The following is a 25,526-nucleotide window of genomic DNA, read 5'->3' as shown; positions in this document are numbered from 1 at the left end:
TGTTCAGCAGATAAAAAATGTATGTGTTAGAGGAGAAAAAATGTGGTAATGTCGCTTTATATAGAACAAAACCCCGACGATGCTAGGGCTCTGGCTCATCATGGTGAACACCATCGGCTGACGGGACATTTTGAAGCAGCTTTAGACGATTTCAACCGATCGCTCGACTTGGAACCTAACAATGCTTGGGCGATCGCACACCGGGGCGAAACTTATTATCTGATGAAACGCTATCAGGAGGCTTTTGCAGATTTTCACCGAGCAATCGAGTTGCAGCCTGATTATACTTGGGCGATCGCTCACCGAGGCGTAACTTACCGCTTTCTGGGAGAAGCATATTACCCAAAGGCGCTGGCTGACTTGGATCGAGCTATTGAGCGTCAGCCGGATTACGTTTGGGCGATCGCTTATCGCAGTCGCCTCTATGAGTTGATGAAGTGCTACAAGAAAGCCTTGATTGACTTCCATCGAGCGATCGCCCTTGACAAAACCATATTTGCGGGGAAAAATTGGCAAATTGAGAAAGGGTTGATTCTTTGCTATGACGGTCAATATTCTGAGGCGATCGCCTGTTGCGAACAGAGGTTGCAACAGGTTTCCGATGACACTACAGCTTTGTACTGCATCGCGGTATCTAAGGCGCGCTGGCAGGGAGTAGACAAAGCCGCAAGCGAAATCGAGCGATCGCGGACAGCATTGCTTTCTCAATGGGAAACGGGCGATCGGGGAGATATTCTCTACCGACTCAGCGGTTTAGCAATTTTGACAGGTAACTGCGAACCAGCATGGCAATATTTGCGAGAAGCTATTCCGATCAATGATGAAGCCATTGAGTTAGTCGGTCACGATCCAGCTTGGTTGGATTGGCGGGACGACGCGAGAACTCAGGCATTACTCGCTAGTTAAGTGTTTGAGAAAACAAATTTCAAGTAATTAAACATCAAGTGTCTTTTCAGGATAATTTTATGCAGATGGATATCAGCGATATGATGATGGCTCAACAAGCAGAAACTCTTCGCTTGTCAGGGGCTTACGAACAGGCGATCGAGATCTTTGAACAACTCCAAATGTATCCTGACAATGCTTGGGTTAATGCTCACTTAGGAGCAAGCTATTACCATGTGATGGATTATGGGAAAGCAGAACATTATTTACAGAAAGCGATTGACAAAAACGATAGGTATTTCTGGGCTCACGCACAGCTAGGTGAAACCTATCGTCTTCGAGCAATTACGGAAAATAACAAAAGGCCAGAATATATTAAATCAGCTATAGAGCATTTCCAAAAAGCGCTTGATAATAAACAACCAGAAAATAGCAACTATGCGTGGGCCTTAGCTCACTTGGGAGCAACCCATCGCCTGTATATAACTAAGGGTATCAGCCAATTCCTGAAGGAGCCGATATCTCAGCAACCTAATCCAGAGAATTCTTGCGGAAAAGAAAAGATCGAACAACACGCAGAAGACGCTTTGAAATGCCTTAACAGAGCGATTGAACTCATGCCTACATACGCTTGGGCATGGGGTATGATATCGACAGTTTACAGATTGACTCAACACTACGAAAATTCATTCTGGGATGTAGAAGTTGAAGCTGTAATAGCTCCGAGTATCGAGATTATGCAACAGTCTTCTTCTCCCGTTCCATTCTTGAAAAGTGGCCGAGTAAGTCTTTACGAACACGCTTTCTTGTCTTTTTATTTGACCAAGAAAGAATCAAAGCCAGAGGATAAAAAAAGACACTACGTTAGGGCGATCGCTTTTCTCCAACAAGCTTTGATACTTAGTCCAGGTGACTTGATGGCTAAGCTAATTCTCACCATAATTGAAGCTAACCAAAAGAAGGAAGAAAGGGGGTCATTAAAACCCAATGACATTAAAAATATTCAAAGAAAATTAGAGCAGTTTTTGGGAGATACAGAAGTGGAGTTTTGCCAAAAATGTAAAAAGCTATTGCGACATCTAATTAATGTTCCCAAACCTTCAGTTAGTATCGAGCAGTTGAAATGGATAAATAGTCATGCTGAGGAGGGACATAAATTAAAGAAGCTTATTTTGGAAGAGGTGATAAAGAACCCGACATCAGGTCTTGAAAAAGAGCCTCAATTATGGCTATGGAAACACTTTGAGCTGACAGAGATGTGGAGTTATATTCTTTTCTTTCTTTGTGAAGCAAGCCATCTTCTGGGAAACAAAAGTAATATTGGTACAGAAACGGCTTATTTAGAGCTTGCATTCCTTATCAATCCTTACTACGTTACAGAAAGGCTTTATCAAACTCCAGTGTTTTCACATGAAGACAGAGCAAAGATATTTAAAAAGTTGCACGATGATGGAATAATGTTAAAATTTTCTGAACCCAATTAATGAAACCCTTAATTGCCAGAAAATCAACTGAAAAAATTAATGACGATTAGTTTAGTTCTTCACTGTTCGCGACCTTAGAGATTTAGGAGAATATCCCATGAGCAACCTATTGGATTTATTAACAGATTTAGCACTTGACACGAAGAAACAAAGTGCTTTCATCAATAACCCTAGTTCCTTAATGGACGAAGTGGGTTTAACTGAAGCAGAACAGACTGCAATGATGAGTAATGAAAATGCTAAAATTGCAGCACTTTTTGCACAGGAACGAGTGCCGCTCGCCTATACTTTAGCCGATCCCGGCCCCGATCCCTTGCCAGATCCAGACCCTTTTCCTCCTTCTCCACCGCCAGACCCCAAACCTGACTCTGACTAGGATGTGGATTTGAAGTCAAACCACTAATAATTTTCTACACTTGGGAAAGTAGATTGATATTTCCTCATCTCAAACCGCACTTGTTGCGGTTTTTTATCCTCAAAACCTAACTATGCAAAATTACCAAATTACTGAAAAACTCCATGAGAGCAGTAACTCCTTAGTCTATCGCGGATATCGGCAAACAGACAATCTGCCTGTTATCCTCAAAATGCTCAAAGAATCCTATCCTTCACCTGAAAAAATTGCCTGGTTTAAGCGAGAGTATGAAATAACCCAAAACATTAATTTATCAGGCGTAATAGATGTTTACAGCTTCCAAAACCTAGAAAATCAGTGGGTAATTGCGTTAGAAGATTTTGGTGGCGAATCCCTCAATTATATAATCGTTAAGAAACAATTTACAATTGCTGAATTTCTCCATCTGGCTATTGAAATTGTTGACATTCTCGGTCAGGTTCACCAGCAGCACATCATTCATAAAGATATTAACCCATCAAATATTGTTTTAAATCAGCAGACAGGTAAGCTGAAACTAATTGATTTTGGAATTTCCACAACACGGTCGCGAGAAAACCCAAGTTTTCTTAACCCGAACGTATTAGAAGGAACGCTAGCTTATATCTCGCCAGAACAAACAGGTCGCATGAATCGAACAATCGATTACCGGACTGATTTTTACTCGCTGGGGATAACTTTTTATGAATTACTAACGGGACAGTTACCCTTCCCCACGAATGATGTTTTGGAATTGGTGCATTGTCATATTGCTAAACAACCTACCCCACCCCACGAAATTTCACCAGAAGTTCCACCTATTATTTCAACTATCCTGTTAAAATTAATGGCCAAAAATGCTGAGGAACGCTACTTATCAGCATATCAGCTAAAGGCAGATTTACAAGAATGTCTCAGACAGTGGGAGACTAAAGAGCAAATCGATCCTTTCCCAATCGATCGGCACGAGATTTCCGATCGATTTCAAATTCCGCAAAAACTGTACGGGCGAGAGCGGGAAATTTCTGCCTTATTAGCTGCTTTCGAGCGAGTCAGCCAAGGAACCAGCGAAATGATGCTGGTTTCAGGATATTCTGGGATGGGAAAAACTGTATTAATACAAGAAATATATAAGCCGCTGACTCGTCAACGCGGTTATTTTATTGCTGGTAAATTTGACCAGTTTCAACGAGATACTCCTTACGCATCCTTAATTAAGGCATTTCGTTCGTTAGTGCGGCAGTTACTAACAGAAAGCGATACCCAAATTAGCAAGTGGCGAGAGAAACTCCAAGCAGAATTAGGGGAAGCTGGAGGGGTAATCGTTGAAGTTATTCCTGAAGTAGAACTAATTATTGGTTCGCAACCACCCCTACCAGATCTCCCGCCAGCAGAACAGAGAAATCGCTTTAATCGGGTTTTGCAAAAATTTATTAATATATTCACACAACTCGAACATCCATTAGTAATTTTCTTGGACGACTTACAGTGGGCAGATATAGCATCGCTGGAATTAATTCAACTCCTCATGACAGTAGCAGATAATAAATATCTATTTCTCATGGGCGCTTATCGCGATAATGAAGTAACCGAGGCGCATCCGCTAACTCAAATTCTGGAAAATATTGCCAAAGCAAAAGTAACAACCATTAATAAAATATTTTTGACACCTTTAGCCTTAACCGATATTACGCAAATTTTAGTTGATACGCTTTTTGCGGAATCAAAAAATGCTAAGCCACTTGCCAAATTGCTCCAGCAAAAAACTGGTGGTAATCCGTTTTTTATCAATGAATTCTTAAAATCCCTGCATTCTGAAGCATGGTTATATTTTAACTACGAATCTCAGAAATGGCAGTGGGACTTAGAACAAATAAAAGCGCAACCAATTACAGATAACGTTTTAGATCTGACGAGCAAAAATGTCAAAAAACTCCCGACAGCAACTCAGGCAGTCTTAAAATTAGCAGCTTGCGTAGGAAATCAGTTTGACTTGAAAACACTGGCAATTATCTACGAAAAATCTATACAAGAAACAGCAACAGATTTACGGTCAGCACTTCAATCCGGTCTAATTATACCCCTCAGCCATGCCTATCAGTTGGCGGAACTTGATGTAGCAGGTTTGTCCGAGCGGTTGGTTGCAGAATACAAATTTGCCCACGATCGCATTCAACAAGCAGTTTACTCTCTCATCTCGGAAGCAGATAGACAGTCAGTACATCTGCGCGTGGGCAGGTTGTTACTGGAAAATACACCATCTGAAGAATTGGCACAGAACCTATTTGATATTGTCAATCAGTTGAACAAAGGCCGAGCGCTGATCGATCGACAAATAGAGCGATACGAGTTAGCCCAATTCAACTTACAGGCAGGTAAAAAAGCCAAATCTTCAGCGGCTAGTCAACCAGCTTTCAATTACCTTGAGATTGGCTTAAGTTTGTTAAATAAAAAGAGTTGGTCGCAGCAGTACAACCTTACCTTAGATTTGTATTTAGAAGCAGCAGAAACAGCTTATACAATTGCTAACTACGATGAAATGGAGCGCTTATCTGGGGTAGTTTTGCAAAAAGCAAAAACGCTGTTAGACAAAGTAAAAGTCTATGAAATCAAAATGCAAGCTTATTGCGCTCAAATTAAATTCCTAGAGGCGATCGACATTGGGCTAGAAGTTCTGAAATTATTAGGGGTAGAATTACCGCAACGACCGAACCAATCCGATCTGGCACAAGAGATGGAGCAGATAAAATCTGCTTTAGCGGGCAGGCAAGCCCAGAATCTAATCGACTTACCGCAAATGACCGACCCGTATAAACTAGCAGCTATGCGGGTGATGAACTACTTATTTGGCCCTGCGTTCATAGCAATTAATCAACTGAGCTTGCTAAATTGGTGCCGACAGGTAAATTTATCGATTCAGTATGGTAATTCTGCTGGCTCTGCTTTTCCGTATGTAGGTTACGGAATGATCCTCTGCTCGTCAGGAGAGCTTGACACTGGCTATCAGTTTAGTCAACTTGCTTTGAAGCTACTGGATCGATTCAAAGATAGAACATTTAAAGCAAGAATTTATGCAATATATAAGACATTTATCAAGCATTGGAATGAACCGCTCAAAGACACATCTTCTTTGTGCATGGAAGCTTATCAATGTGCGATAGAAACAGGAGATCTTGAATATGCTGCTAGTATTACCCTTAGCTATGCTTACGCTTTGTACCTCAGCGGTGTGGAGCTGATCGATGCCAAGAAAGAAATGGCGAAAGCCCTTGAATTTACTTATCAAACTCAACAGGAAGCATACATTTATTGGGGTCAAATCTTTATGCAGGCGATCCTAAACTTGGGGGAACAAGTAGAAAATCCCTGCTGTTTGATTGGTGAAGTATACGACGAACAAAAGATGATACCCGTTCATCAAGCAGGTGGCGATCGCACTGCGCTCATGCAGGTTTATTCACTTAAAGTTATCCTCTGTTATCTTTTCGAGGAATTTCAGCAAGCTGTGGAGAATGCAGACCGCTTTGAAGAATACTCAGCTAATGCAGGCTCCTTTTTTATTCTCCCTGTTGTCTATTTGTATGATATGTTAGCCCGACTAGCGCTCTATCCTAATTCCTCAGAAACAGAAAGAGCAGAAATCCTGACAAAGGTGGCTGCTAAACAAGAAAAAATGGAAACATGGGCAAAGCAGGCTCCCATGAATTACCTGCACAAATTCTATCTAGTCGAAGCGGAACGCGATCGCGTATTAGGCAACGATAAAGATGCCAGAGAATATTACGATAAGGCTATCATCTTAGCCCGCGAAAACGAATATCTCAACGAAGAAGCCCTCGCCTACGAACTAGCAGGCAGGTTTTATTTAGCCAGAAATCAAAATCATGTTGCCCGTCACTACCTGCAAGATGCCCACTATGCTTATCAGCGCTGGGGGGCTATAGCTAAGGTAAAAGATTTAGAAGGGCGATACCCGCAGTTTTTAGCCATTCAGTCGCTTGGTTCAACCCGAACAGATACTGAAAATAATATCATCAATCCAGTCAGGACAACTGGTAGCAATTCCGGCGAAGCACTGGATTTTGCCGCAGTAATGAAAGCATCCCAAGCTATTTCCGGTGAAATTGTTCTCGAACAATTGTTAAACCAGGTGATGAAAACTGTGATCGAAAACGCAGGCGCCCAAAAAGGTTTTCTGATTCTGCATCAAGGCGGCAATTGGGCGATTGAAGCCGAAGCAGCAGTAGAATCCGAGATCATTACCATTATGCAATCCATTCCCGTAGATTCCGTAGATCCTGCAACTGGAATTCCCCTGCTATCAACCGCCATAGTTAACTACGTCGCTCGCAGCCACGAAAATGTAGTATTAAATAACGCCACCGATGAAGGACTATTTACTGGGGATTCTTACATTACCGCAACTGGGCCCAAATCGATCCTCTGCACCCCCCTACTCAATCAAGGCAAACTAGGTGGAATTCTCTATTTAGAAAATAATTTGGCGCTCGGCGCATTTACCTCGGAAAGAGTGGAAACTTTAAAAATCATTGCGGCTCAAGCTGCGATCTCGATTGAAAATGCAAGTCTCTACGAAAAATTAGAAGATTACAACCGAACTTTAGAGCAAAAAGTAGAAGATCGCACCGCACAATTAGCCCAAGCTAATGCAGAAATATTGGCTTTGAACGAACGGCTCAAAGTAGAAAACCTTCGCATGAGTGCCGAACTAGATGTAACTCGCCGCCTGCAACAAATGATTTTGCCTCAACAGCAGGAATTAGAGTCAATTGATGGGCTAGAAATTGCTGCATTCATGGAACCGGCTGATGAAGTTGGCGGCGACTACTACGACGTACTAAATCACGGCGGTAAAGGCACAATAGGCATCGGCGACGTGACAGGACACGGTTTAGAAAGCGGCGTGTTAATGATTATGGCTCAAACAGCAATTCGCACTTTGTTGGTTCGCAATGAAACCGACCCAGTTAAATTATTGCAGACAGTCAACCAAACGCTTTTTGACAACGTAGAACGCATGAATTCCGGTAAAAATATGAGCCTTTCGTTGCTGGAATATCGGGACAACACCCTGCGTTTGAGCGGACAGCACGAAGAGGTGATTGTCGTGCGTTCCAGTGGCGAAGTAGAGCGGATTGATACCATGGACTTAGGCTTCCCGATCGCCTTGGAAGCAGATATTGCCGATTTCATTGCTTCTACTGAAATACAGTTAAATTCGGGGGATGTTGTCGTACTCTATAGTGATGGAATTACGGAAGCTTTTAATATGAAGGACTCTCAGTACGGTATCGAGCCATTGATTGAAGTTATTGCCCTTCACAGGGGACAGTCAGCAGCAGAAATCAAGCAAGCTGTTATTGACGACCTGCGGCGATACATCGGGGAACAAAAAGTATTTGATGACATTACTTTGGTAGTAATTAAACAGAAGTAAGTATGGAAGAATTTAGTTGAGGAATGATACCGAGAACACGGCACTGCCTTTGGTCGTGTCAACTTAAGCTTTTAGTTTATCAGTCCTCCCGCCTATCCGGCAGTCCGCCAGGGGTTGAAACCCCTGTCTAATAGCTAAAGTCCTCTTCAGAGGACTCATGAGTTTAAAAAATTTTCTTCTCAGTCCTCTGGAGAGGACTTTAGCTTTGAGACAGGGAATTCATTCCCTGTCGGACTGTCGGACTACCTGTTTAACGTTAAGTTGACACCCATGGGCACTCGCGGTGTCTCTACGGTCAAATAATCAAGAACACTTAATGAGAGATGTAATTCTCACCCGATTAATTGTAGGCAAATGGCACGGCCGTGTCCTGATTGGGGGTAATATTAATTCCGATGCAAGCGGATTTGATATAATTACTCATCTTGTTAGCATTTCTGCTGGATAATTCAGAGAACTTATTACTGAATGTTATCACCTAAATTTCGCGATCGCAAATAGTTTACAAACCGGATATCGGCACAAACTCGTAACCGTAACTCGTGCGATTTCCGGGTTTAACACTTACTAATTGGACTGCTCGATTGCGATCGCCCGAAGGTAAAAACCGAATCGTGCCGGATGCTCCTTTTGCCGAAAAATCGGACGCCGATAAAGCTTGTTGAATGCCTGTACGAGTCGGATTGCGCCCTAAACCGGCAATTAACGCGATCGCCCCATCGTAGGCTAAAGCTGTGCGCCAACTTACTTCCGCATCCCAAAGTTGTTTGGATGTTTGGGGAAAGTTTGACTGCGGATCTGCGAGAATGTGCCAAGGAACAGCCAGCACCATATCTGTTGCTCCTGCGCCACCGATTTGCAGTGTTTTAGCAGTATAAGCACCGTCTCCTGCTAGTAATGGCAGCCGCTTGGCGTTTACTTGCACTACTTGCAAAGCTTGGTCGAGCGTGGCTGAATTGGATGCTAACAAAATCACTTCGGCTCCTTGGGCGATCGCACTTTTAACGCTCTCGGCAGCATTAAAATTGCCCTTAGCAAAGTCAAATTCCGATACTATTTGTCCTCCATCTCCGTAAATAGCAGTGGTGAATTCATCTTTTAAAGATTTGCTGTAACTGCTGGCAGAATTGAAAAATACAGCAGCTTTTTGCTTTTGCAATTTTCCCACCATATAGCGGGAAAGAGCATTAGCCGCAAACCTATCGCTCGGCACTGTCCGAAATATATTGTTGCCAACTCCAGAAAGCTGCACAGAGGTACTTGTCGGAGAAATTGCTACTAATTGTTTTTGCTGGTTAATCTTGCTGGCTGCTAGGGTTGTATCTGAACCAAAATGCCCGATTACTCCTAAAATTTCCGAGTTATTTGCTAAAGCACTGGCAATTTGGGCCGCCATTTCTGGCTTGTTGTCATCGTTAGCAATTAACACTTTTAATGGAGTACCCCTAATGCCTCCGCTTTGGTTGATTTCATTTTGAGCTTGAGCTACGCCCCGCATAATTTCTAGAGCAGCATTCATATCGCCGCCAATGGGAACCGCAGTGGCAATTGTGTAGGATTTTCGAGATCCGATGCGGGCGTTGTTGAGGTAAATTAGTGCTTCTGGATCGTTGCGATTGGTTTTTAGCGAAGCTTGTAAGTCGGAAATAGCTGCGTTATAGTTGCCAGATGCGATCGCCTGTACTGCTGCTTGTTTGGTTGTTGTGGCTTGCTCTGGAAGTAACAGTTTTTCGCCAGCACTCAGACGCTGCCCTATTGCCTCCTCTGATTGCGGCGAATTCCCCGTCGCAGAGTTGGGAAATGTCTGATTTTGGGGTGATAAACCTCCGAGATTGATGCCGCCTCGGCTTGTGAGCCACCAAATACCTGCACCGGCTAGCCCGATCGTAATTAGGAGCGATAATACCAGAACAGCGGTTTCGTTTTTTTGGGACATGGCGGCAGAATTTTAGATTTTAGGTTTTAGATTCAAAGAAGGAAGGAAGTTCGGCAACGAGCAATGTACGGGATGTAGCGCATTTAATAACAAGTTTTCCTTCCTTCAACAATTTATATAGCAATTATTCTACTTGTACTACTGGAGATAGATGATTTTTGGCTGACATATACATACATTTTAGCGCGTGGTAATTTATTTTATCTTGATATTCTAGAATCTAGCAGCGTAGCAGCTTAGCTCCCAGTGAAGTTGACTCTGATACCTGCAAATTGTCCCGTCTCAGAGGGTTTGGCTTCTTCGTCGTATTGGGCGCTGCTGGGGGTGGGAGGCATTTCTGGCGTGATTTCTGGTGCGGTTTGAGGCACCGCGTCTCCTGAGTCTGGGCTCAGCAGGGGTGCGATCGGGGTGTTGTACAATTTGAGGATGATTCTTGTGGAAAATAGGGGTTAGCGTCCAGCCTGCTGTGAAAATACACGCCTTCGGGCGACGAGAGCCCATCCCACAAAACAATCAAAATCCCCCCGCTATTATGCAACGCCATAAATAGGGCTGTGGCAAGTGCGATCGTCACGTTATAAAAGCCTCTACCATCGGTGCTTATTCTGAGGCTTGCTGTGGCATCAGGTGGTTGTTTTGACCGTACCACAAGCTGATTGCTGCGATCGCTATGCAGCCAACTAGGGTCAACAGCGAAGCTGGCATTTCTCCTGTTTTTTTTTTCCATCCTTTAACTCCTTGCTCGCGCCTATGACGCCTGGAGTAAAGAGTCGCTGGCTTATAGCTTGCTTAACTTGTTGACTGCCGTTTTATTTGCGGTCATACTTCCTACTAGGGTAGAACAATCAGCTAAATATAGTTTGTTGGGAATCTACTTTATAGGTTTTTTTATATTGCTTAGTTTTTTGTAAAAATTTTTGAGCGTTTCATATCACAATTATTTGATAAATGGTTTTTCTTAATTAAATCTTTATTTTTCCGTGCAATCTCGACAGTGGGGGAGTTCTTAACGATCCAGGGGCGGGGAAAGATTAAAGTTTTTTTAAGTTTGACAAAATAAAGGACATCTTTTGTAATATAAAGAAGAAAGTTGAAAAAAATATAAAGACAAACTAATTGGATAAAAGTGTCGCTAAGGTAGTAAAAATGACGGTTGGTCAGAGAAAAAGAGTGTTAAGCTCGGCTAAGCTCAGTCAAAGCAAAACCTCGATATTTAATTAAGTTCGATCGATAACAAAGGCTAAGGTAAATTCCATGGCAAACTCAGTTTTAAATCAGCCAAACGCAGCAGCAGGAGTGCAGTGGCAGCCAAAAGATATTATCCGCGGCCTAGTGTGGAAAATTGCGATCGCAACCTGGCTGTTAATGGCTGTAGGCAGCGCCACGCGAGTCATGAATGCGGGGCTCGCTTGCCCCGACTGGCCGCTGTGCTACGGTCAATTAATACCTGCAGCGCAAATGAATTTGCAGGTATTTCTGGAATGGTTTCACCGGTTGGACGCAGCAGCGATCGGTTTAAGCGCGATCGCACTTTTAGGACTATCTTTGTTTTACCGCAGCCGCCTGCCAAAATGGCTGCCTTGGGCGAGCGCCGGGGCAGTATTTCTAATCGTTTTTCAAGGCGTATTGGGCGGCTTGACAGTAACACAACTGCTCAGATTTGACATCGTTACCGCTCACTTGGGAACAGCTTTACTGTTTTTTGGCGCCCTGCTAGTCATCGGTTTCATGCTGACTCCCTACGAAGCTACAGGAAATGTCGGCAAATTGGCTTGGGTAAGTTCGATCGCAGTATTGTTAGTTTACCTGCAAAGTTTGCTAGGAGCATTAGTAGGCTCTAGATGGGCACTGCACCAATGTTTGGACTCCTCAGAATTGTGCTCGGTAATGAACAGCCACATCGCCGGTATCGTACCAGCTACAGCAGCGACTTTAGCCGTAGCAGTCATGGCTTGGCGGCAGCCTGCACTCAGTCCAAAATTGCGAAAACTGGCTAACTGGGCAAGTGTTTGCCTCATTGCTCAATTAGTTCTGGGATTAGCAACTTTCCGGCTGCACCTTCAGGTAGAACCGCTGACAGTCGCCCACCAAGCAGTCGGTGCTGCTTTGCTGGGAACCCTGATAGCTTTTAGTGTTTTAGCTTGGCGCGATCGAGTTTTATCAGCTTGAGAGATAAGACTAAAGCCAAGTAGGGTGCGTCAGACATTGATTATTTCGACTTCAACAGGTTTTCCTGTTCTGACGCACCCTACCTCTTGAGAGTAAGATGGGGCGGGTTTATTAATCCTTGTAGCTACAGCAAATATTTATCGTAAAGCCCGCCCCTACAACCTAATGACTAATGACGAATTCGCAAATAATTACTAACAGCTTACAACCGATGCAAGAAATCCTTACCAACGACAGGCCCCGCCTCCACGAAAACTTTTCGCAAGTCGTGAAAAGTTACTATCAACTAACAAAACCCAGAATTATTTTACTGCTGCTAATCACTACCTCAGCAGGAATGTGGATGGCGGCAAAAGGAGAAGTAGACCCGCTATTGCTGGTATCAACTATTACCGGAGGCGCTTTAGCTTCTGCGTCGGCGAATACGATTAATTGTGTTTACGACAGTGACATCGATTATATTATGGAGCGCACCCGGTGGCGGCCGATTCCTTCCGGGCGAGTCAAGAAGCGCGATGCTTTGATATTTGCGATCGCCCTAGCTACAATATCCTTTACATTGCTCACAGTTGTTGCCAACTTATTAGCCGCATTGCTAGCGATGTCAGGCATCGTTTTCTACGTCCTAATTTACACCCACTGGCTGAAGCGTCACAGCGTGCAAAACATCGTCATCGGCGGTGCAGCAGGGGCGATTCCCCCGCTAGTTGGGTGGGCTGCGGTTACGGGAGATTTGAGTTGGGGTGCGTGGCTGCTGTTTGGGATTATATTCCTGTGGACACCGCCGCATTTTTGGGCATTAGCAATGATGATTCGCGACGAATACAAGGAAGTAGGCGTCCCGATGTTGCCGGTAATTGAGGGCGACGAAGCCACAGCCCGCCAAATTTGGATTTACACGCTATTGATGATTCCTGCAACTTTGCTGCTAGTTTATCCCCTGCATTTAGCGGGCGCGGTGTATGCGGGAACAGCTATTTTCCTCGGTGCTATTTTTGCCCAAAAAGCTTGGTTGCTGTTGCAGACTCCTGAGGATAAGATTGTTGCGCGATCGCTCTTTAAATACTCTATTCTGTACCTGATGCTATTGTGCGCTGGCATAGTGGTTGACAGTTTGCCTGTGACTCATAATTTTACTACTGCTGTTGTACAAAATGTGCAAACTTTGATTAGTGCAGTTGTGATGTAGTAATTAGTTAAATAGCAGTTATTAAAATGAAACCCGCATCTAGCGGGTTTTGTTTGTTTAGGGTAAAATAGCGAACGCCATTCTCCTATCTGCGTTAATCTGCGTTAATCAGCGGTTAAAAAAGAGCGAATACCTATCCTGTCAATAATTGAGGAGGTTGTGATGACGTTACACGAGTATGATGTTGTTGCCTTGACCGCAGAAATTCAGGCAATCCATAAAGCAACCTCTCAGCCAATTTTGCTCAGACCGGGACAAGTTGGCACTATTCTGATGAGCTTTGACGATCGCGCTTATCTAGTAGATTTTGCCGATGCTCAAGGTAATACCTATGCAATGGAAACCGTTCCTTCAGAAAAACTCATGCAACTCGTTTATGAGCCACTTCCTGCCTGCGCCTAACCTACAAATAATACTTTACAGAGTATTGAGTTGGAAGTGGCGATCGAGGAATTATATCGCGGTGTGAGTTTCGATCGATTGAGCAACGGGTAATTTTGACGTTCGATCGCAAGGTGCAAAATATTATATCCCTTGCTGCTTCTGGACCCACCGCTTCCATGCCGCCTCTGATGCTTCTCTCACAACTAAGCTCAAATCACACTGATACAAGGCTGAACACGATAGAAAATTAATCTCTAGAACGTAAGCCCAATTACCAGAACAACAGAGATCTAGAACCCAAATTGGGTCAGGCTGCCATTGTTGTTGCGCCACCGCTTCGGCTACTTGTCGCACAATCTCAGGCATTCCGGATTGATAGTAAGGTTTCTCAATCTGCCGATATTGAGAAGCACACAAGATTTGCCCTTGGGCAATAATCACTCTCCATTCTGCTTCAATGGACTGTTCCGCTGCAACCACCACCAAAATGTTCGGGTCTTCGAGGTAATGGCGTTTCATAAAACTGTCTAAGTCCGTCACTTCTCTAGGAGAATACAGACTACCTGCAAAAGGTTTAAGTGGACTGTTGGGACGGATAAACAAACGTTTGCTCTCCTCAAGATTGAAAAGTAATTTAGGCTTTTCAACCACAGAGGAAGACAACTCTGATAGTGGCAAAATATAACCCCCTGCATTCAACAGCCAAGGTTTAAGATGAGGATAATAGGCTGTGCAATGATAATGTTCAATAGTCCCGATAATTCCTGGTGTCCAAGACAAATCCCAACTGAGAATCTGTTCAGCTATATAGAGTGACCCATAGAAGATGACACACTCTGTTTGGGGAAAGAAGCGTTGATAGTCTGTTATGCCTCTGGTATAGTCAACAATCTTAACATTGTGTCCTTGCTTGCGAATCTCCGTTGCAAGTGGAGCCATAGAGCAGCCAAATACACCATCTTCTAGAATCCAGCTAACCATCTAGCTACCCTCGCCCAAGTCATATGGCAGATGAATTTATTGTTGTAGCGCAAATTTCGACTAAAAACCAGGAGCGATCGCCCACACCAGTCTTGTTATCATTAAAATCAATGGCTGCAACACGAAGCTTAGACTATGTTTGCCCTCGTCTCACCCGAAAAAATTCAATTGCCTGCCGGTTCTCTAGTGCACTTACCTGCAACCTGGCAAGATTATCAGAGTTTGTACGATCGCCGAGGAGACACCTCTATTTCGCCTATTAATGAAAGGTGAATGCCATGCAAGCCAAACTTCAAGAACAACTTTCTCCTGCTGATGCCGAAGTCATTTTGAGACGCTTGCCAAAACGAATTCAAGCGGCTCTAATTGCCCGTGCTGCGGAAATTGAAGATCCGATCGCAGCGGCGATCGCCAATTTTCTCGACACAGAAGCATTAGGTTTCGTAGATTGCAAACCAGGACGCGGGCAGTAAAATCGAGAAGTCCCAGGCGATGAAGTTCGAGATAAGGTGAAAGCCCGATCGCTAAAATGATGAATAGATGTTGCTGCCAAGATAACCATGACCCCCATCACCCTCAACCTCTCTCCCGAACTCGAACACCAGATCCGCACTGAAGCATCTCGACAGGGCGTTGAACCCGATCGCTACATCCTCAACGCCCTGCAAGAACGCCTCCAGCCTAAACTTCCAACCACCCCACCTACTGAAGCCGACTTGCTGCAACAAATTAACATCGGCTTTAGTGCACAAACCTGGGAAGAATACCATGCCCTCATCGCCAAGCGTCATGCCGAAACCCTGACTCCCGAAGAACACAAGCAACTGATCCAAATGAGCGATCGCCTTGAACAACTCAATGTTGCCCGCATTCAAGCCTTAATTCAACTCGCAACCTTCCGCAACCAACCTCTGACGGAGCTCATGCAAACCCTCGGCATCAATCCTCATCCCGAGATCGTTGATTATGCCTGAATCCCGCCTCACACAGCAGCAACGACTATTCATTAAACAACGCGCCAATGGTTGCTGCGAGTATTGTCTCAGTCAAGCTAAATTCTCTCCAGACCCCTTCTCCATTGAACACATTATCCCTCGCTCCAAAGGTGGCACCAGTGATTTGGATAATCTGGCGATCGCTTGTCAAGGGTGCAACAATTTCAAATACAGTCATAGTGAGGCGATCGACCCCGTTACAGGTGGCTCCGTCCCACTTTATCATCCTCGACGGGATAACTGGAGCGAACACTTTACTTGGAGCAGCGATTCGACTCAAATGTTGGGCTTAACACCAACTGGACGCGCTACCATCGATCGGCTGCAACTCAACAGAGAAGGAGTAGTCAATCTTCGAGGAGTCCTGCATTCTATCGCTCTACATCCACCTCACAATGATTCGTAATTGAATATCCGATCGCAGCGGCGATCATCGAAATGGCGATTGCCAATTTTCTCGACACAGAAGCATTAGGTTTAGTAGATTGCAAACCAGGACGCGGGCAGTAAAACCGAGAAGAGGTGTCAAAGTTTACGGTATACTTCGTTAACGTACCCTACAAGAGCAGCGATCTTATTTTGCGCTGATGTCAAGTACGTTTTTTACCCGATCACCTATGCTGAGCTTGTTTGATTGGTGAAGTTTATCTCATACCAAATTAGATCGGCTTACTATGCTTAAACCCTTCAAATTCGACTGCAAAGCCTTCACCTTGGGGAGCTGCACACATTAACCCAACTTGAACGATTGGTGACTCAGTTAGATATGCCAGTCGCATCATTGAATAGTCTTCCCCATTCAACGAGTATTGCACTTCCACCGTTTCAGCTCGGCGCTTTACCCGCAGCCACAGGGAAACAGGCGGCACTTCAAGCGGCATAACAGACCAATCGGAATAGTCTCGTGTCACAACCGCACTCACGTTTTGCACTCCCTCAACAAACTCAATGCCGCACTTGAGCCAGATATTTTCGCTCTCTCGAATCATCAATCCTGCTTGATCGTAGAGCGATTGATAGCAACCAGTAATTTTGACTTCGGCTGTAAAGTCGCCTGAAACTTGACGGTAGTAAAAGTTGCCGTTATCGCGAATGAATCCGTAATGAGTTTGCCGCCAAAAGTCAGTCTTTGCGCCAGCGGTAATATGGATAACATCGTTATCCTCATGCCATTGTAAAGGTTCGTTGTACCATTGCATTGTTTGCATATCCTGCTAACTTCCTCCTATTCCATGCAGTACCAAATCTGCCAAAAAATGAGATAACATAGCGTATTCTAATCCCCAACGCCAGTAAAGAAAACCAAAGGGAATCCCTAAGAGGGCATTGAGCAAAATCGTTCGGAAAATCACGATTGGGGTTAGTCCCCAGAGATTGGCAGCGGCAGGCAAATGACCCACACCAAACAATATTGCCGCCGCCACGATCGCCAGCCAAAAAATCAATGTAGAGGGTTGCGGTTTGTCTCGCTCAAAAATCTTCCAAAGTAGCCACGCAATCAATGTCATACCGAACAGTCGCAACAAGAGTTCTTCGGTGATGCCTCCGTAGAAGGAAGCTAATATGCGTTTCCAGAGATCAATTTCGAGCGTTGTTGGAGTTGCCATTGGCGGCATCCAAGGTTGGAAAGCTAAACTCAATCCAATCAGGACGATTCCACCAATGCAGCCTACAATTAGCGCCGTGTTAAGGGCAGATTTAGATATTGATCCGAAAGGCTGTCGATATACCAAAGCACGAGCTATGGGCGTATCAAGTCCGATCGAGTTACCGAGGCGAAGCCCAATCCAACAAAACAGAATTAGAAAAATTCCGGTTTGCAGGGCGGAGGCGATCGCCAAAACAGGTAGCGGTGCAGGCAATTGACTTACTGCCGGATTTAGAGACAGGGCATAAGGGAACACCGCCAAGCTTCCCAAACTACCCAGAAACGCCCAGAACAATGCCAATCGGAAGTAATTATTTTTTGCAGTGTTAGCAGACATAATTTTTGAGAAAAAAACGAATCAATTACACTAAATCAGTCTTGAATAGGGAGTGTAAACTAAAACGTTGCCCCCCGATAGGGACTGCTGATGACTCCAATTTCGCCGCCGTGGGCCGCGATAATTTGCCTACACATATACAGCCCCAAACCGAGACTGAGCGATATCCGCCGATCGCGCCCCCCAATGACTGTCAATGAAGAACTTCGCTATCTGTACGATATGGATCAAATCGAGCGCAATTCAGGACGTTTTGTGCTGGATTCTACCCGCGACAAAGCCCGATTGCAGCGCGTACTCGCCCTCGATCGTCAAGGAGCGATCGCCACACCAGACGCTCAATATCATGCTGCCATGCTGCTACAACACGGCACTTGTCCAGACCATTTTCGTCGAGCTTATGAACTCTCTCGTGCAGCATCTGTGGCGCTGATTCCGAATGCCGAGTGGCTGTCTCATGCCTCCTACGATCGCTGGATGCTCTCGATTGGTAAGGCGCAAAAGTATAATACGCAATGGGTGATTTCTCAAAATTATATCTGCGATACATCGGCTATTGAATCACATCAGAACTAAATTCACTAACAAACTGCCATGCTAAGCGCTAACTTACAACCAGAAATTACAACAGAAAGGTTGCTGCTAAGACAATTTACACAATCGGATGCTCTCTTAGTTCAGAAACTAGCAGGTGATGAGGCGATCGCCGCTACTGCTTTGAATATCCCTCACCCGTTTGAGGATGGGATGGCCGAGGAATGGATTGGCACGCATCAACCCGATTGGGAAGCAGGTAAAGCAGCAAACTTTGCGATCGTACTGCGACAAAACCCCATCTTGGTGGGTGCTGTAGGATTATCTCTCAACTCGGCTAATGAAGAGGCAGAATTGGGGTATTGGATTGGCAAACCTTACTGGGGACAAGGATATGCCTCGGAAGCTGCTTTGGCGGTGCTTGAGTTTGGATTTGAAACATTAAAGCTCGATCGCATTTATGCAACTTGTCTCAGGCGGAATATAGCCTCGGCTAAGGTGCTACAAAAGCTGGGAATGATGCAGGAAGGTAGCCACAAACAGCGTGTTTTTCACCGAGGGCAGTTTGAAGATCTCGAACTTTACGGTTTACTCAAGAAACACAAGTGTGGAATTTTGTTATAAAACTTTACTTCATTGCCGCGATTCCTCCTACACCCCCTAAATTTATCCGGTAAAAATCAGTTTCTCTTTCCCAGTTTGAGGATAGTGCTTATCTAGAAGATTTTTCTATGGGCGGTGTATTATTTATTATCTTAGCATTTCATATTTACCAAAGTTGCTGTGCAAAGCTTCAAGACGCTTCGCTTGTGCTGCTTGATGAAGCAAATCAGTTTCAATTTCTTGGGTGTTGGCATGATAGTAGGTGAGTGCGGCGTAGACTTCGGCGAGGGTGAGATGTCCGATGCGATCGCCAATCTCTTCAGCAGTCAATCCTCGCTTGTACCAGGTTACAATCCGGCGAACGGTAACGCCTTTACCGACGATGTGGGGACATCCACCATGCAGTCCGGGAGTGCGTGTAATGAGCGTACCAATGTCAATAGATACTGCTGCGGTCATAAATTTTATAATCTTAACTATGCTCATAATAGATGAAAACCCTATAGAGGCGCACTGGTTATGAACTGGAAAGCACACATTCACTCAAATCCTAAAATTCTGCTTGGCAAGCCTGTAATTAAGGGGACACGAATATCAGTGGAGTTCGTTCTAGGGCTATTTTCAAAAGGTTGGACGCAGCAACAAATTCTAGAAAACTACCCAACGCTTAATGCTGAATCTCTACAAGCTGTGTTTGCTTTCGCGGCGGAGTGCCTCAAAGAAGACGTATTTTACACACCTTTACTGTTTGCTTAGGCCAGTTAATGCGGATGAGCAACGGGTGATTTTGATGTTCGATCGCGATTACGGCGAACTCATTTATCGCTTGCGGCTGCGATCGCCAAGAGGTGTCATTTATTTGCGGTTTCGTCCTCACACGCCGGAAGAACCAGCATCAATATTGTTGAATTTATTACAGACTGAAGGATTGCAATTTGAGGAACGGTTGAGGGTGGTGGAGGGCGATCGAATTCGTCAACGCCCCCTACCGTAGTTATTGAAACAGCGATTGCTGTTGCAATTGTGTCGATTCAGGCAGGCTTTGGGTGACGATCTTTCAGAGTATCGAGCTTGAAGTGGCGATCGAGGAATTATATCGCGGTGTGAGTTTGGTGCGAGAAAAAAAGTAAGCTAGAGACAAAGGTTTCAAACAATTTTAACCAGTGCCGACATCCGTTCCTCATCTGTTTGACAGAATCACGAAAAGTTTCCGTGTATTCAAAGAAATCGCGGTGTTATACAGACAAGCTGTCCGTATATTTACTGAAACTGGGAAAATCACTCGCAACTTGTCAGTTCATCGGGTATAATTCCGTAGATACATAGAGAAAGTCGGTCTAATTAATAGTTATGCGGCTCAGGCTATCGGTTGGGGCAGAGTTCCACTACACCTGTTGATGTTGGGAGTTAAATCACTGCAAGCTTATCATTAGCAGAGTTGTAAGGTTAATGTTGGGCAATTGTGATTGGGTTAAGTTACTATTTGAGCAGTATCAAAAAGCATAGAGGTTTTTTTAACAGTGCCATTTCAAAGTGAAATTAGAGATTCCCAAGTCAATGATCTTCTTGAGAAAGTTCAGAAAAAAAGTTATGGTAAGTATTTACTTAAAATATCTCTTGAAAAAGCACGAGCTTTTAAAGATCAATCAATAACCTTTGATTTTCCTGTAACAGCTATTGTAGGAGTAAACGGTGGAGGCAAGACAACAGTATTAGGTGCAGCAGCCTGTGCGTATAAAACAGTTAAGCCATCATTATTTTTTGCAAAAAGTGGCCGATTTGACTCAAGTATGCAGAACTGGAAATTTGAGTATGAATTGATAGATAGAGAAATACGAAAATCAGATAGTATTCGACGTATTGCCAAATTTGCTCGTTCTAAATGGTCACGCGAATGGAAGGTTGAAGGAGATAAGGAAAGAGTAGTAGCCGTATTTGGCGTATCTCGAACTGTACCAGCAAATGAACGTCCAGAACTTAAGCAATGTGCATCCAATTCTTTTGATGTAGCTCCCGAATATATTGATGAAATTAGTTCAGGCGTTGCTAAAGCAGTAGCTAGTATCCTCGACAAGGACATATCCGCATTCTCATTTCTGCGTGTGGATACTCGCGGTCGAGTTACGCTGCTTGCGGGACAAACTTCAGCGGGAGACTCATATTCTGAGTTTCATTTTGGTGCTGGGGAATCCAGTATCATTCGTATGGCAATCAAATTAGAGACTATACCAGAAAATTCACTCGTACTTATTGAAGAGATAGAAAATGGGCTCCATCCTGTTGCAACTGTCCGCATGGTTGAATACTTAATTGATTTAGCTAGACGCAGAAAAATTCAGGTCATTTTTACTACGCATTCAAATGATGCGCTCAAACCATTGCCCGACCAAGCAATATGGGCAGCCGCAAATGGTAGTTTATATCAGGGTAAGTTAGACATTGGCTCTCTTCGTGCAATCAGCGGTCAAATAGACTCTCTGCTTGTTGTATTTGTTGAAGACAGTTTTGCCCGAACATGGGTAGAAGAAATTTTGCGTTCTTTACCTGGAGTAGCCATGGAGGGTGTCACCGTCCATGCAATGGAAGGCGATGGAACGGCTGTAACAGTTCATCGAGGTCGTAAACTTGATCCTAGTGTGTCTCAACCTTCAGTTTGTTTAATCGATGGTGATTCTAAACAGCATGAGTCTGTAACAGACTCTATACATCGTCTTCCAGGACAAAGCCCAGAATCTTACATCTACGGTAAGGTCATTGAAAAACTTGATGACATATCAGGAGAACTAGCTGTTGCTTTATTGCGTCCCTATGAAGAACACGTAAAAGTTGTAGATATTGTTCGGAGTGTTCATAACACAAACCGAGATCCTCATGTACTCTATTCCCAGGTAGGCAAACAACTTGGGTTGATTCCAGAAGCACGGGTGAGAGAGGCATTCATTAGTCTCTGGGCGCGTACATTTCCCGATGAAGTTCAAGCTATTATACAACCTTTTTTGGATAAAATTCCCCTAGAAAATAGTCAGCGAAGAATCGCCAGGTAAATCTGCCCAGATTTATCCTGTTGAAATGTAAATAGGCACAGGTTACTCGTCGCTGCTGAACACGAACGTTACATTTTTTCTATTCCGTGACCCTGTGTGGAGCAATAGATAAAACTCAATCGCGCCCTTCGATGGGTCGCATTATCGCTTTGGAGAAGTCACAGGCAGATCGCCCACACCACTCTTGTTATCATTAAAATCAATGGCTGCAAAAGCCAGCTTAGACAATGCTTGCCCTCATCTCACCATAAAAAATTCAATGGTTTGCGGGTTCTGTAATACGCTTACCTGCGACTTGGCAAGATTATCGGAGTTTGTACGATCGCGCCCCGAAGACGGCTCAATTCCGCGTCGGAAGTATCGCAACCGAGAAGTGCGATCGCCCGCTGTGTAGAAATTGCTCAGCAACCCAACACCAGCGTTACTATCCGCGATTTGAAGCAACAACTAGCTAAGCGATAAGCGACGAAAGCGCATTGGCGATCGTGAATTTGCGCTACCAAGCTGATGCTGACTTGAATTAGGAACTCGTCACAAAGTTACTGCGACGAGAACCTAACTATAAGATTAATTCGACTGAATTTGCGAATTCAAAACCTTAGAAATACGATCGCGCGTTTCCTCCAAATGAGCCCGCGTATAAGCATCAGCATTCCGATCCAAATTCCGAATACTCTTGCTCAAACCCTCCCGCAACTGCCGCAACTCGTACCAAGCCAAACTCCGCGCATCCTCTGGGACATTCGTTTTTCGCAGCACCATTCCGATCAAAATCGCCAAATGTTCCCGCTGCAAAGAACGCCGAAAAGTTGGAATTTGCATCTTCTTTTCCGGCTGCAAAACCTCTTTCCAAATATCCTTTTGCACAGTATCCAACACTTCCGGCAACCTCAAAGCAGTTTCCGGCGTCGATTTTAACTCGGCATCCCGCAGCCTCGCCAAGCGCATCGGAGATAGCAAAACTCGCAACACAAACCGCTGCAAAAAAGTAATTCGATCGCCGATCGGGTAATCTAGAGGAAACACCAAAGCCGGACTTCCCCAGTGCTCCCAGCGCGAAGGCGCCAATTTGTTGAGCAACTCCGGCGCAAAACTAAACGCATCCGGGGCAAAAACGTACTTCTCTAATGTTGCTAAAGCTTCTCGCTGCTGAGAAAGTTCGATCGGCACAAACGGCAACTTCGCATTAGTATCTCCAGGGCGAATCCGATTAAACGACTGTCCCCCCACATACAAAGTCGCATTCATCACCTGCTGAACATAATAGCCGAACACCGAATCAAACATCACCCGCAGTTCGTTATAACCGTCTTCCCCAACCGGAGTTCGCTTTTCTAAACGCTTCCACATCGCCCTAGCATTATCCAATTGCCATTGCGAGTACCTCAGCATATTGGCGCTGAGATCAAAGCTATTTGCAGCGGGATCGAGAATATCAACAGAATCCTCATCCGGCGCGTAAGCTAATTGCTGTTCCGCAGCGCGGCTGGCAATTTGTTGCAGCGCTGGTAAGTCGCTGTTGGGGTTTGGGCCGCCAATCACCTTGTAACCATACTCGATCGCCCAATCGTCGTAAGGCCCTACAATCGTTGGAAAATAGTCGCCCTGCACAGTTCCCTGCGGTGCCAAATTAATCGGCACATAATCCATCACCGACGCCACCATACCTTGCGTGCGAGTTACCTGAGTATTGTTCAAATCCTCCGGTTGCAGCATCGTACTCCCGTGAAAATTGTGCCTCAAACCGAGAGTATGACCGACTTCGTGGGTAGTCAAAAATCGGATAAATTCATTCACATAATTGTCAATCGTCCCACTGCTAGGCGCTGCATTTTCCAACAGTGACCTCGACATTGCCCCGATCGCAAACTGCCGGCTCGATTCCAACCCAAAACACATATCCGAACTCGACATCAACCGCGATAAAGGCGAGCGTTTTTGCTCCTGGTATCTTTCTACCAAAGTCGGCAAATCATCAGCAATTCCACCTCGATCATTTTCCCCGCTGCTTTTTCCTAAATCCCCATTTTCTAACTGATTCAAATAGCGAGAATACATCCCGAACTGACAGGGATTAGTATTAGAACCGTTTCGCCCTTGAAAACTCTTAGATACCGAGCGATTTTGTTCCACCAAAGACCGATAGCCTTGTTTGATTTGCCAGACAATATTAGCATCCAACAGAATGTCAGCATCTAAAATTTGCCCCGTCAGCGGGTTAGTGCGAGACGGCCCAATGCCGGCAAACTGAGGCTCAAAAGAACTCGACCAGCGAATAGTATTGTAGCGAACGTCAGCCGGGTCCCATTTAGCATTGTCCGGCATTTGTTTGACCTGAATGGCCTCAGTAAAACCTGCCTTTTCAAAAGCTTTGTTCCACTCCAAAACGCCCTCGCGAATTGCGTTTCGGTATTCGGGAGGCACATTATTTTCAATCCAAAAGACGATCGGCTGCACCGGAGGCGACATCGGCGCCGTCGGGATTTGCTTTTGCAAATGCCAGCGGTTGATATAGCGCACAAAAGGCTCGCGGCCGCTCTTGTCAGAAAAGTCCTTATATGCTGTGAGGAAATAGCCCACTCGCTCATCCGCAAGTCTGGGGCGGTAGCCGTTATTTAGCGGCACTTCCGAGAAACTGTAGTGAATGCGGAGGTTAAAAGCCCGACTGTCAGGAACCGAAGGTAAATAGTTAACCGCACTGTCATCATCGCTAGAAAAACCGTAAATAGAAGCAATTTCCACATTCAGCGGAAACGCTTTAACATCTTTAAAATAAGACTTGTCTTCATCGATCGAGTAAGAAGCGCCCAAAATCATCGGCAAAATCGCTTTTACCCCTGGTAAATCCCGCTTTTCGCTCATCAACAAATCGCCTAAATCGATCAGCAGAGTTTGTCTTTGCGAATGAATGCTTTTGAGCGGCAAAGAATAGAGAATCGACTCGCTAAATCCCCGTTCTACCGAACCTGCTTGCGGGTCGCCCGGACTTGTGCGAAAATTGATATTAGGAATCACAAACTGCACGTTATTTTGGACGCGCCGCAGTTGAAACAAGAAATCGCCGATCGGCATTCCGCTCAAAATGCCCGCTTCCCCCAAACCAGATGCCAATGTCACAAAGCACAGGAACTTTTTGTCGAGTTGTTGCGGTTTAATTTCCAGATATACTTTATCAGTTGCTTGATTGCGGTAAAGAGTAAATAGTCCCTCTAACTTTTGTGCGCCTTGGACAACCTGTTCAAAGGGTGCCAGAGTTTGCTGTTCGCTACTTTGTTCGTTGCTGGGCGGCCCAGAGGATAAAGCTAAAGGTAACCAGAAACCTTTATACAAACTGAAACAGAAAAATGCTAAAGATAAGATAAAAAATATCAAAGGCAGATTTTTTCTCGGAATTTTTATCTGTTGATTTTGGCTATTTTCAGGAAATATCAATCTTTTCATTTTCAGTATTTAGCCGCCGGAAAGAATAGTTTTGAGATAGTCGCGCCGCACTCGCAACGCTGGGA

General features: G+C 44.6%; 25 protein-coding genes. 17 read left to right on the top strand and 8 right to left on the bottom strand.

All coding sequences use genetic code 11. From position 1 onward, the window contains the following. The first annotated feature begins 48 nt into the window (after nt 1-48). The 4 genes from QUA62_RS05390 to QUA62_RS05375 all read left to right on the top strand — a co-directional run bounded on the left by QUA62_RS05390 (nt 49) and on the right by QUA62_RS05375 (nt 8,200). Nucleotides 49-906, top strand: a complete 858-nt coding sequence (locus QUA62_RS05390; protein WP_333402827.1) for a tetratricopeptide repeat protein — start codon at nt 49-51, stop codon at nt 904-906. A gap of 59 nt (nt 907-965) precedes the next feature. Beyond that, nucleotides 966-2,369 (top strand): tetratricopeptide repeat protein, encoded by a 1,404-nt coding sequence (locus QUA62_RS05385; RefSeq protein WP_333402825.1) that lies wholly within the window; start codon nt 966-968, stop codon nt 2,367-2,369. A 97-nt stretch (nt 2,370-2,466) separates the two neighbouring features. After that, entirely contained in the window at nt 2,467-2,745 is a 279-nt protein-coding gene (locus tag QUA62_RS05380; protein ID WP_333402824.1) for a hypothetical protein, read from the top strand. 112 nt (nt 2,746-2,857) lie between these two features. Beyond that, nucleotides 2,858-8,200, top strand: coding sequence for an AAA family ATPase (locus QUA62_RS05375; protein ID WP_333402823.1), 5,343 nt, complete (start codon nt 2,858-2,860; stop codon nt 8,198-8,200). Between the two features lie 502 nt (nt 8,201-8,702). Here the strand turns inward: QUA62_RS05375 and QUA62_RS05370 are convergent. From QUA62_RS05370 to QUA62_RS05360, 3 genes are all read right to left on the bottom strand, one after another. After that, nucleotides 8,703-10,136 carry an ABC transporter substrate-binding protein gene (locus QUA62_RS05370; RefSeq protein WP_333402822.1) on the bottom strand — a complete coding sequence of 478 codons (1,434 nt, stop codon included), beginning with the start codon at nt 10,134-10,136 and terminating at the stop codon, nt 8,703-8,705. 236 nt (nt 10,137-10,372) lie between these two features. Next, a complete protein-coding gene (locus tag QUA62_RS05365) occupies nt 10,373-10,504 on the bottom strand; it encodes a hypothetical protein (protein ID WP_333402821.1) in 132 nt (43 codons plus the stop codon). 20 nt (nt 10,505-10,524) lie between these two features. Next, a complete protein-coding gene (locus QUA62_RS05360; RefSeq protein ID WP_333402820.1) occupies nt 10,525-10,863 on the bottom strand; it encodes a hypothetical protein in 339 nt (112 codons plus the stop codon). A 527-nt stretch (nt 10,864-11,390) separates the two neighbouring features. Here QUA62_RS05360 and QUA62_RS05355 point away from each other — a divergent pair. From QUA62_RS05355 to QUA62_RS05345, 3 genes are all read left to right on the top strand, one after another. Beyond that, the gene (locus QUA62_RS05355; RefSeq protein WP_333290222.1) at nt 11,391-12,305 is read left to right on the top strand and encodes a heme A synthase; all 915 of its coding nucleotides are present in this window, start codon (nt 11,391-11,393) and stop codon (nt 12,303-12,305) included. Nucleotides 12,306-12,516: 211 nt separating this feature from the next. Further along, nucleotides 12,517-13,494, top strand: a complete 978-nt coding sequence (locus tag QUA62_RS05350; protein ID WP_333290236.1) for a heme o synthase — start codon at nt 12,517-12,519, stop codon at nt 13,492-13,494. A gap of 162 nt (nt 13,495-13,656) precedes the next feature. After that, nucleotides 13,657-13,896, top strand: a complete 240-nt coding sequence (locus QUA62_RS05345; RefSeq protein ID WP_333402819.1) for a DUF4926 domain-containing protein — start codon at nt 13,657-13,659, stop codon at nt 13,894-13,896. A gap of 123 nt (nt 13,897-14,019) precedes the next feature. Here the strand turns inward: QUA62_RS05345 and QUA62_RS05340 are convergent, their stop codons facing one another. Then, the gene (locus QUA62_RS05340) at nt 14,020-14,859 is read right to left on the bottom strand and encodes an ATP-grasp domain-containing protein (RefSeq protein WP_333402818.1); all 840 of its coding nucleotides are present in this window, start codon (nt 14,857-14,859) and stop codon (nt 14,020-14,022) included. A 135-nt stretch (nt 14,860-14,994) separates the two neighbouring features. Between QUA62_RS05340 and QUA62_RS05335 the strand changes: the two genes are divergently transcribed. The 4 genes from QUA62_RS05335 to QUA62_RS05320 all read left to right on the top strand — a co-directional run bounded on the left by QUA62_RS05335 (nt 14,995) and on the right by QUA62_RS05320 (nt 16,260). Beyond that, on the top strand, nt 14,995-15,132 hold the full coding sequence (locus QUA62_RS05335) for a hypothetical protein (RefSeq protein ID WP_333402816.1): 138 nt from the start codon (nt 14,995-14,997) through the stop codon (nt 15,130-15,132). 5 nt (nt 15,133-15,137) lie between these two features. Then, the gene (locus QUA62_RS05330; RefSeq protein ID WP_333402815.1) at nt 15,138-15,332 is read left to right on the top strand and encodes a hypothetical protein; all 195 of its coding nucleotides are present in this window, start codon (nt 15,138-15,140) and stop codon (nt 15,330-15,332) included. Between the two features lie 87 nt (nt 15,333-15,419). Then, nucleotides 15,420-15,833: a hypothetical protein gene (locus QUA62_RS05325; RefSeq protein WP_333402814.1), complete on the top strand. Its 414-nt coding sequence runs from the start codon at nt 15,420-15,422 to the stop codon at nt 15,831-15,833. Next, a complete protein-coding gene (locus QUA62_RS05320; protein WP_333402813.1) occupies nt 15,826-16,260 on the top strand; it encodes an HNH endonuclease in 435 nt (144 codons plus the stop codon). The genes QUA62_RS05325 and QUA62_RS05320 overlap by 8 nt, the downstream gene beginning before the upstream one ends. A gap of 253 nt (nt 16,261-16,513) precedes the next feature. Here QUA62_RS05320 and QUA62_RS05315 read toward each other — a convergent pair whose 3' ends face one another. Next, a complete protein-coding gene (locus QUA62_RS05315; protein ID WP_333402812.1) occupies nt 16,514-17,062 on the bottom strand; it encodes a DUF1349 domain-containing protein in 549 nt (182 codons plus the stop codon). Between the two features lie 6 nt (nt 17,063-17,068). Further along, nucleotides 17,069-17,839, bottom strand: a complete 771-nt coding sequence (locus QUA62_RS05310) for a CPBP family intramembrane glutamic endopeptidase (protein ID WP_333402811.1) — start codon at nt 17,837-17,839, stop codon at nt 17,069-17,071. 90 nt (nt 17,840-17,929) lie between these two features. Between QUA62_RS05310 and QUA62_RS05305 the strand changes: the two genes are divergently transcribed. Continuing rightward, nucleotides 17,930-18,415: a hypothetical protein gene (locus tag QUA62_RS05305; protein ID WP_333402809.1), complete on the top strand. Its 486-nt coding sequence runs from the start codon at nt 17,930-17,932 to the stop codon at nt 18,413-18,415. Nucleotides 18,416-18,433: 18 nt separating this feature from the next. Continuing rightward, on the top strand, nt 18,434-18,997 hold the full coding sequence (locus QUA62_RS05300) for a GNAT family N-acetyltransferase (RefSeq protein ID WP_333402808.1): 564 nt from the start codon (nt 18,434-18,436) through the stop codon (nt 18,995-18,997). A 126-nt stretch (nt 18,998-19,123) separates the two neighbouring features. Here QUA62_RS05300 and QUA62_RS05295 read toward each other — a convergent pair whose 3' ends face one another. Further along, entirely contained in the window at nt 19,124-19,435 is a 312-nt protein-coding gene (locus tag QUA62_RS05295) for a DUF433 domain-containing protein (protein WP_333402807.1), read from the bottom strand. Between the two features lie 60 nt (nt 19,436-19,495). Between QUA62_RS05295 and QUA62_RS05290 the strand changes: the two genes are divergently transcribed. The 4 genes from QUA62_RS05290 (at nt 19,496) to QUA62_RS05275 (ending at nt 22,414) form a co-directional block, all read left to right on the top strand. Then, nucleotides 19,496-19,732: a DUF433 domain-containing protein gene (locus QUA62_RS05290; protein WP_333402806.1), complete on the top strand. Its 237-nt coding sequence runs from the start codon at nt 19,496-19,498 to the stop codon at nt 19,730-19,732. After that, on the top strand, nt 19,725-19,970 hold the full coding sequence (locus QUA62_RS05285) for a DUF5615 family PIN-like protein (RefSeq protein ID WP_333402805.1): 246 nt from the start codon (nt 19,725-19,727) through the stop codon (nt 19,968-19,970). The genes QUA62_RS05290 and QUA62_RS05285 overlap by 8 nt, the downstream gene beginning before the upstream one ends. Before the next feature lie 526 nt (nt 19,971-20,496). Further along, entirely contained in the window at nt 20,497-22,020 is a 1,524-nt protein-coding gene (locus QUA62_RS05280; RefSeq protein ID WP_333402804.1) for an AAA family ATPase, read from the top strand. Nucleotides 22,021-22,222: 202 nt separating this feature from the next. After that, on the top strand, nt 22,223-22,414 hold the full coding sequence (locus tag QUA62_RS05275; RefSeq protein ID WP_333402803.1) for a hypothetical protein: 192 nt from the start codon (nt 22,223-22,225) through the stop codon (nt 22,412-22,414). A gap of 173 nt (nt 22,415-22,587) precedes the next feature. On the opposite strand, the gene QUA62_RS05270 is transcribed toward QUA62_RS05275, so the two are convergent. Continuing rightward, a complete protein-coding gene (locus QUA62_RS05270) occupies nt 22,588-25,461 on the bottom strand; it encodes a zinc-dependent metalloprotease (RefSeq protein ID WP_333402802.1) in 2,874 nt (957 codons plus the stop codon). Nucleotides 25,462-25,526 lie beyond the last annotated feature (65 nt).

The sequence above is a fragment of the Microcoleus sp. MON1_C1 genome (assembly GCF_036701945.1).
Lineage (GTDB): Bacteria > Cyanobacteriota > Cyanobacteriia > Cyanobacteriales > Microcoleaceae > Microcoleus.
Note: the sequence above shows the minus strand (reverse complement) of the source record. Positions and strands in the feature narration are given on the sequence as shown.

What these genes read in the sequence shown, in the direction of transcription:
- QUA62_RS05330 (WP_333402815.1), top strand. Translation starts at nt 15,138, where the DNA reads ATGCAAGCCAAACTTCAAGAACAACTTTCTCCTGCTGATGCCGAAGTC.
- QUA62_RS05370 (WP_333402822.1), bottom strand. Translation starts at nt 10,136, where the DNA reads ATGTCCCAAAAAAACGAAACCGCTGTTCTGGTATTATCGCTCCTAATT.
- QUA62_RS05300 (WP_333402808.1), top strand. Translation starts at nt 18,434, where the DNA reads ATGCTAAGCGCTAACTTACAACCAGAAATTACAACAGAAAGGTTGCTG.
- QUA62_RS05355 (WP_333290222.1), top strand. Translation starts at nt 11,391, where the DNA reads ATGGCAAACTCAGTTTTAAATCAGCCAAACGCAGCAGCAGGAGTGCAG.
- QUA62_RS05320 (WP_333402813.1), top strand. Translation starts at nt 15,826, where the DNA reads ATGCCTGAATCCCGCCTCACACAGCAGCAACGACTATTCATTAAACAA.
- QUA62_RS05360 (WP_333402820.1), bottom strand. Translation starts at nt 10,863, where the DNA reads ATGGAAAAAAAAAACAGGAGAAATGCCAGCTTCGCTGTTGACCCTAGT.
- QUA62_RS05310 (WP_333402811.1), bottom strand. Translation starts at nt 17,839, where the DNA reads ATGTCTGCTAACACTGCAAAAAATAATTACTTCCGATTGGCATTGTTC.
- QUA62_RS05325 (WP_333402814.1), top strand. Translation starts at nt 15,420, where the DNA reads ATGACCCCCATCACCCTCAACCTCTCTCCCGAACTCGAACACCAGATC.
- QUA62_RS05270 (WP_333402802.1), bottom strand. Translation starts at nt 25,461, where the DNA reads ATGAAAAGATTGATATTTCCTGAAAATAGCCAAAATCAACAGATAAAA.
- QUA62_RS05375 (WP_333402823.1), top strand. Translation starts at nt 2,858, where the DNA reads ATGCAAAATTACCAAATTACTGAAAAACTCCATGAGAGCAGTAACTCC.
- QUA62_RS05305 (WP_333402809.1), top strand. Translation starts at nt 17,930, where the DNA reads ATGACTCCAATTTCGCCGCCGTGGGCCGCGATAATTTGCCTACACATA.
- QUA62_RS05350 (WP_333290236.1), top strand. Translation starts at nt 12,517, where the DNA reads ATGCAAGAAATCCTTACCAACGACAGGCCCCGCCTCCACGAAAACTTT.
- QUA62_RS05275 (WP_333402803.1), top strand. Translation starts at nt 22,223, where the DNA reads ATGGCTGCAAAAGCCAGCTTAGACAATGCTTGCCCTCATCTCACCATA.
- QUA62_RS05295 (WP_333402807.1), bottom strand. Translation starts at nt 19,435, where the DNA reads ATGACCGCAGCAGTATCTATTGACATTGGTACGCTCATTACACGCACT.
- QUA62_RS05315 (WP_333402812.1), bottom strand. Translation starts at nt 17,062, where the DNA reads ATGCAAACAATGCAATGGTACAACGAACCTTTACAATGGCATGAGGAT.
- QUA62_RS05335 (WP_333402816.1), top strand. Translation starts at nt 14,995, where the DNA reads ATGTTTGCCCTCGTCTCACCCGAAAAAATTCAATTGCCTGCCGGTTCT.
- QUA62_RS05380 (WP_333402824.1), top strand. Translation starts at nt 2,467, where the DNA reads ATGAGCAACCTATTGGATTTATTAACAGATTTAGCACTTGACACGAAG.
- QUA62_RS05385 (WP_333402825.1), top strand. Translation starts at nt 966, where the DNA reads ATGCAGATGGATATCAGCGATATGATGATGGCTCAACAAGCAGAAACT.
- QUA62_RS05345 (WP_333402819.1), top strand. Translation starts at nt 13,657, where the DNA reads ATGACGTTACACGAGTATGATGTTGTTGCCTTGACCGCAGAAATTCAG.
- QUA62_RS05340 (WP_333402818.1), bottom strand. Translation starts at nt 14,859, where the DNA reads ATGGTTAGCTGGATTCTAGAAGATGGTGTATTTGGCTGCTCTATGGCT.
- QUA62_RS05390 (WP_333402827.1), top strand. Translation starts at nt 49, where the DNA reads ATGTCGCTTTATATAGAACAAAACCCCGACGATGCTAGGGCTCTGGCT.
- QUA62_RS05290 (WP_333402806.1), top strand. Translation starts at nt 19,496, where the DNA reads ATGAACTGGAAAGCACACATTCACTCAAATCCTAAAATTCTGCTTGGC.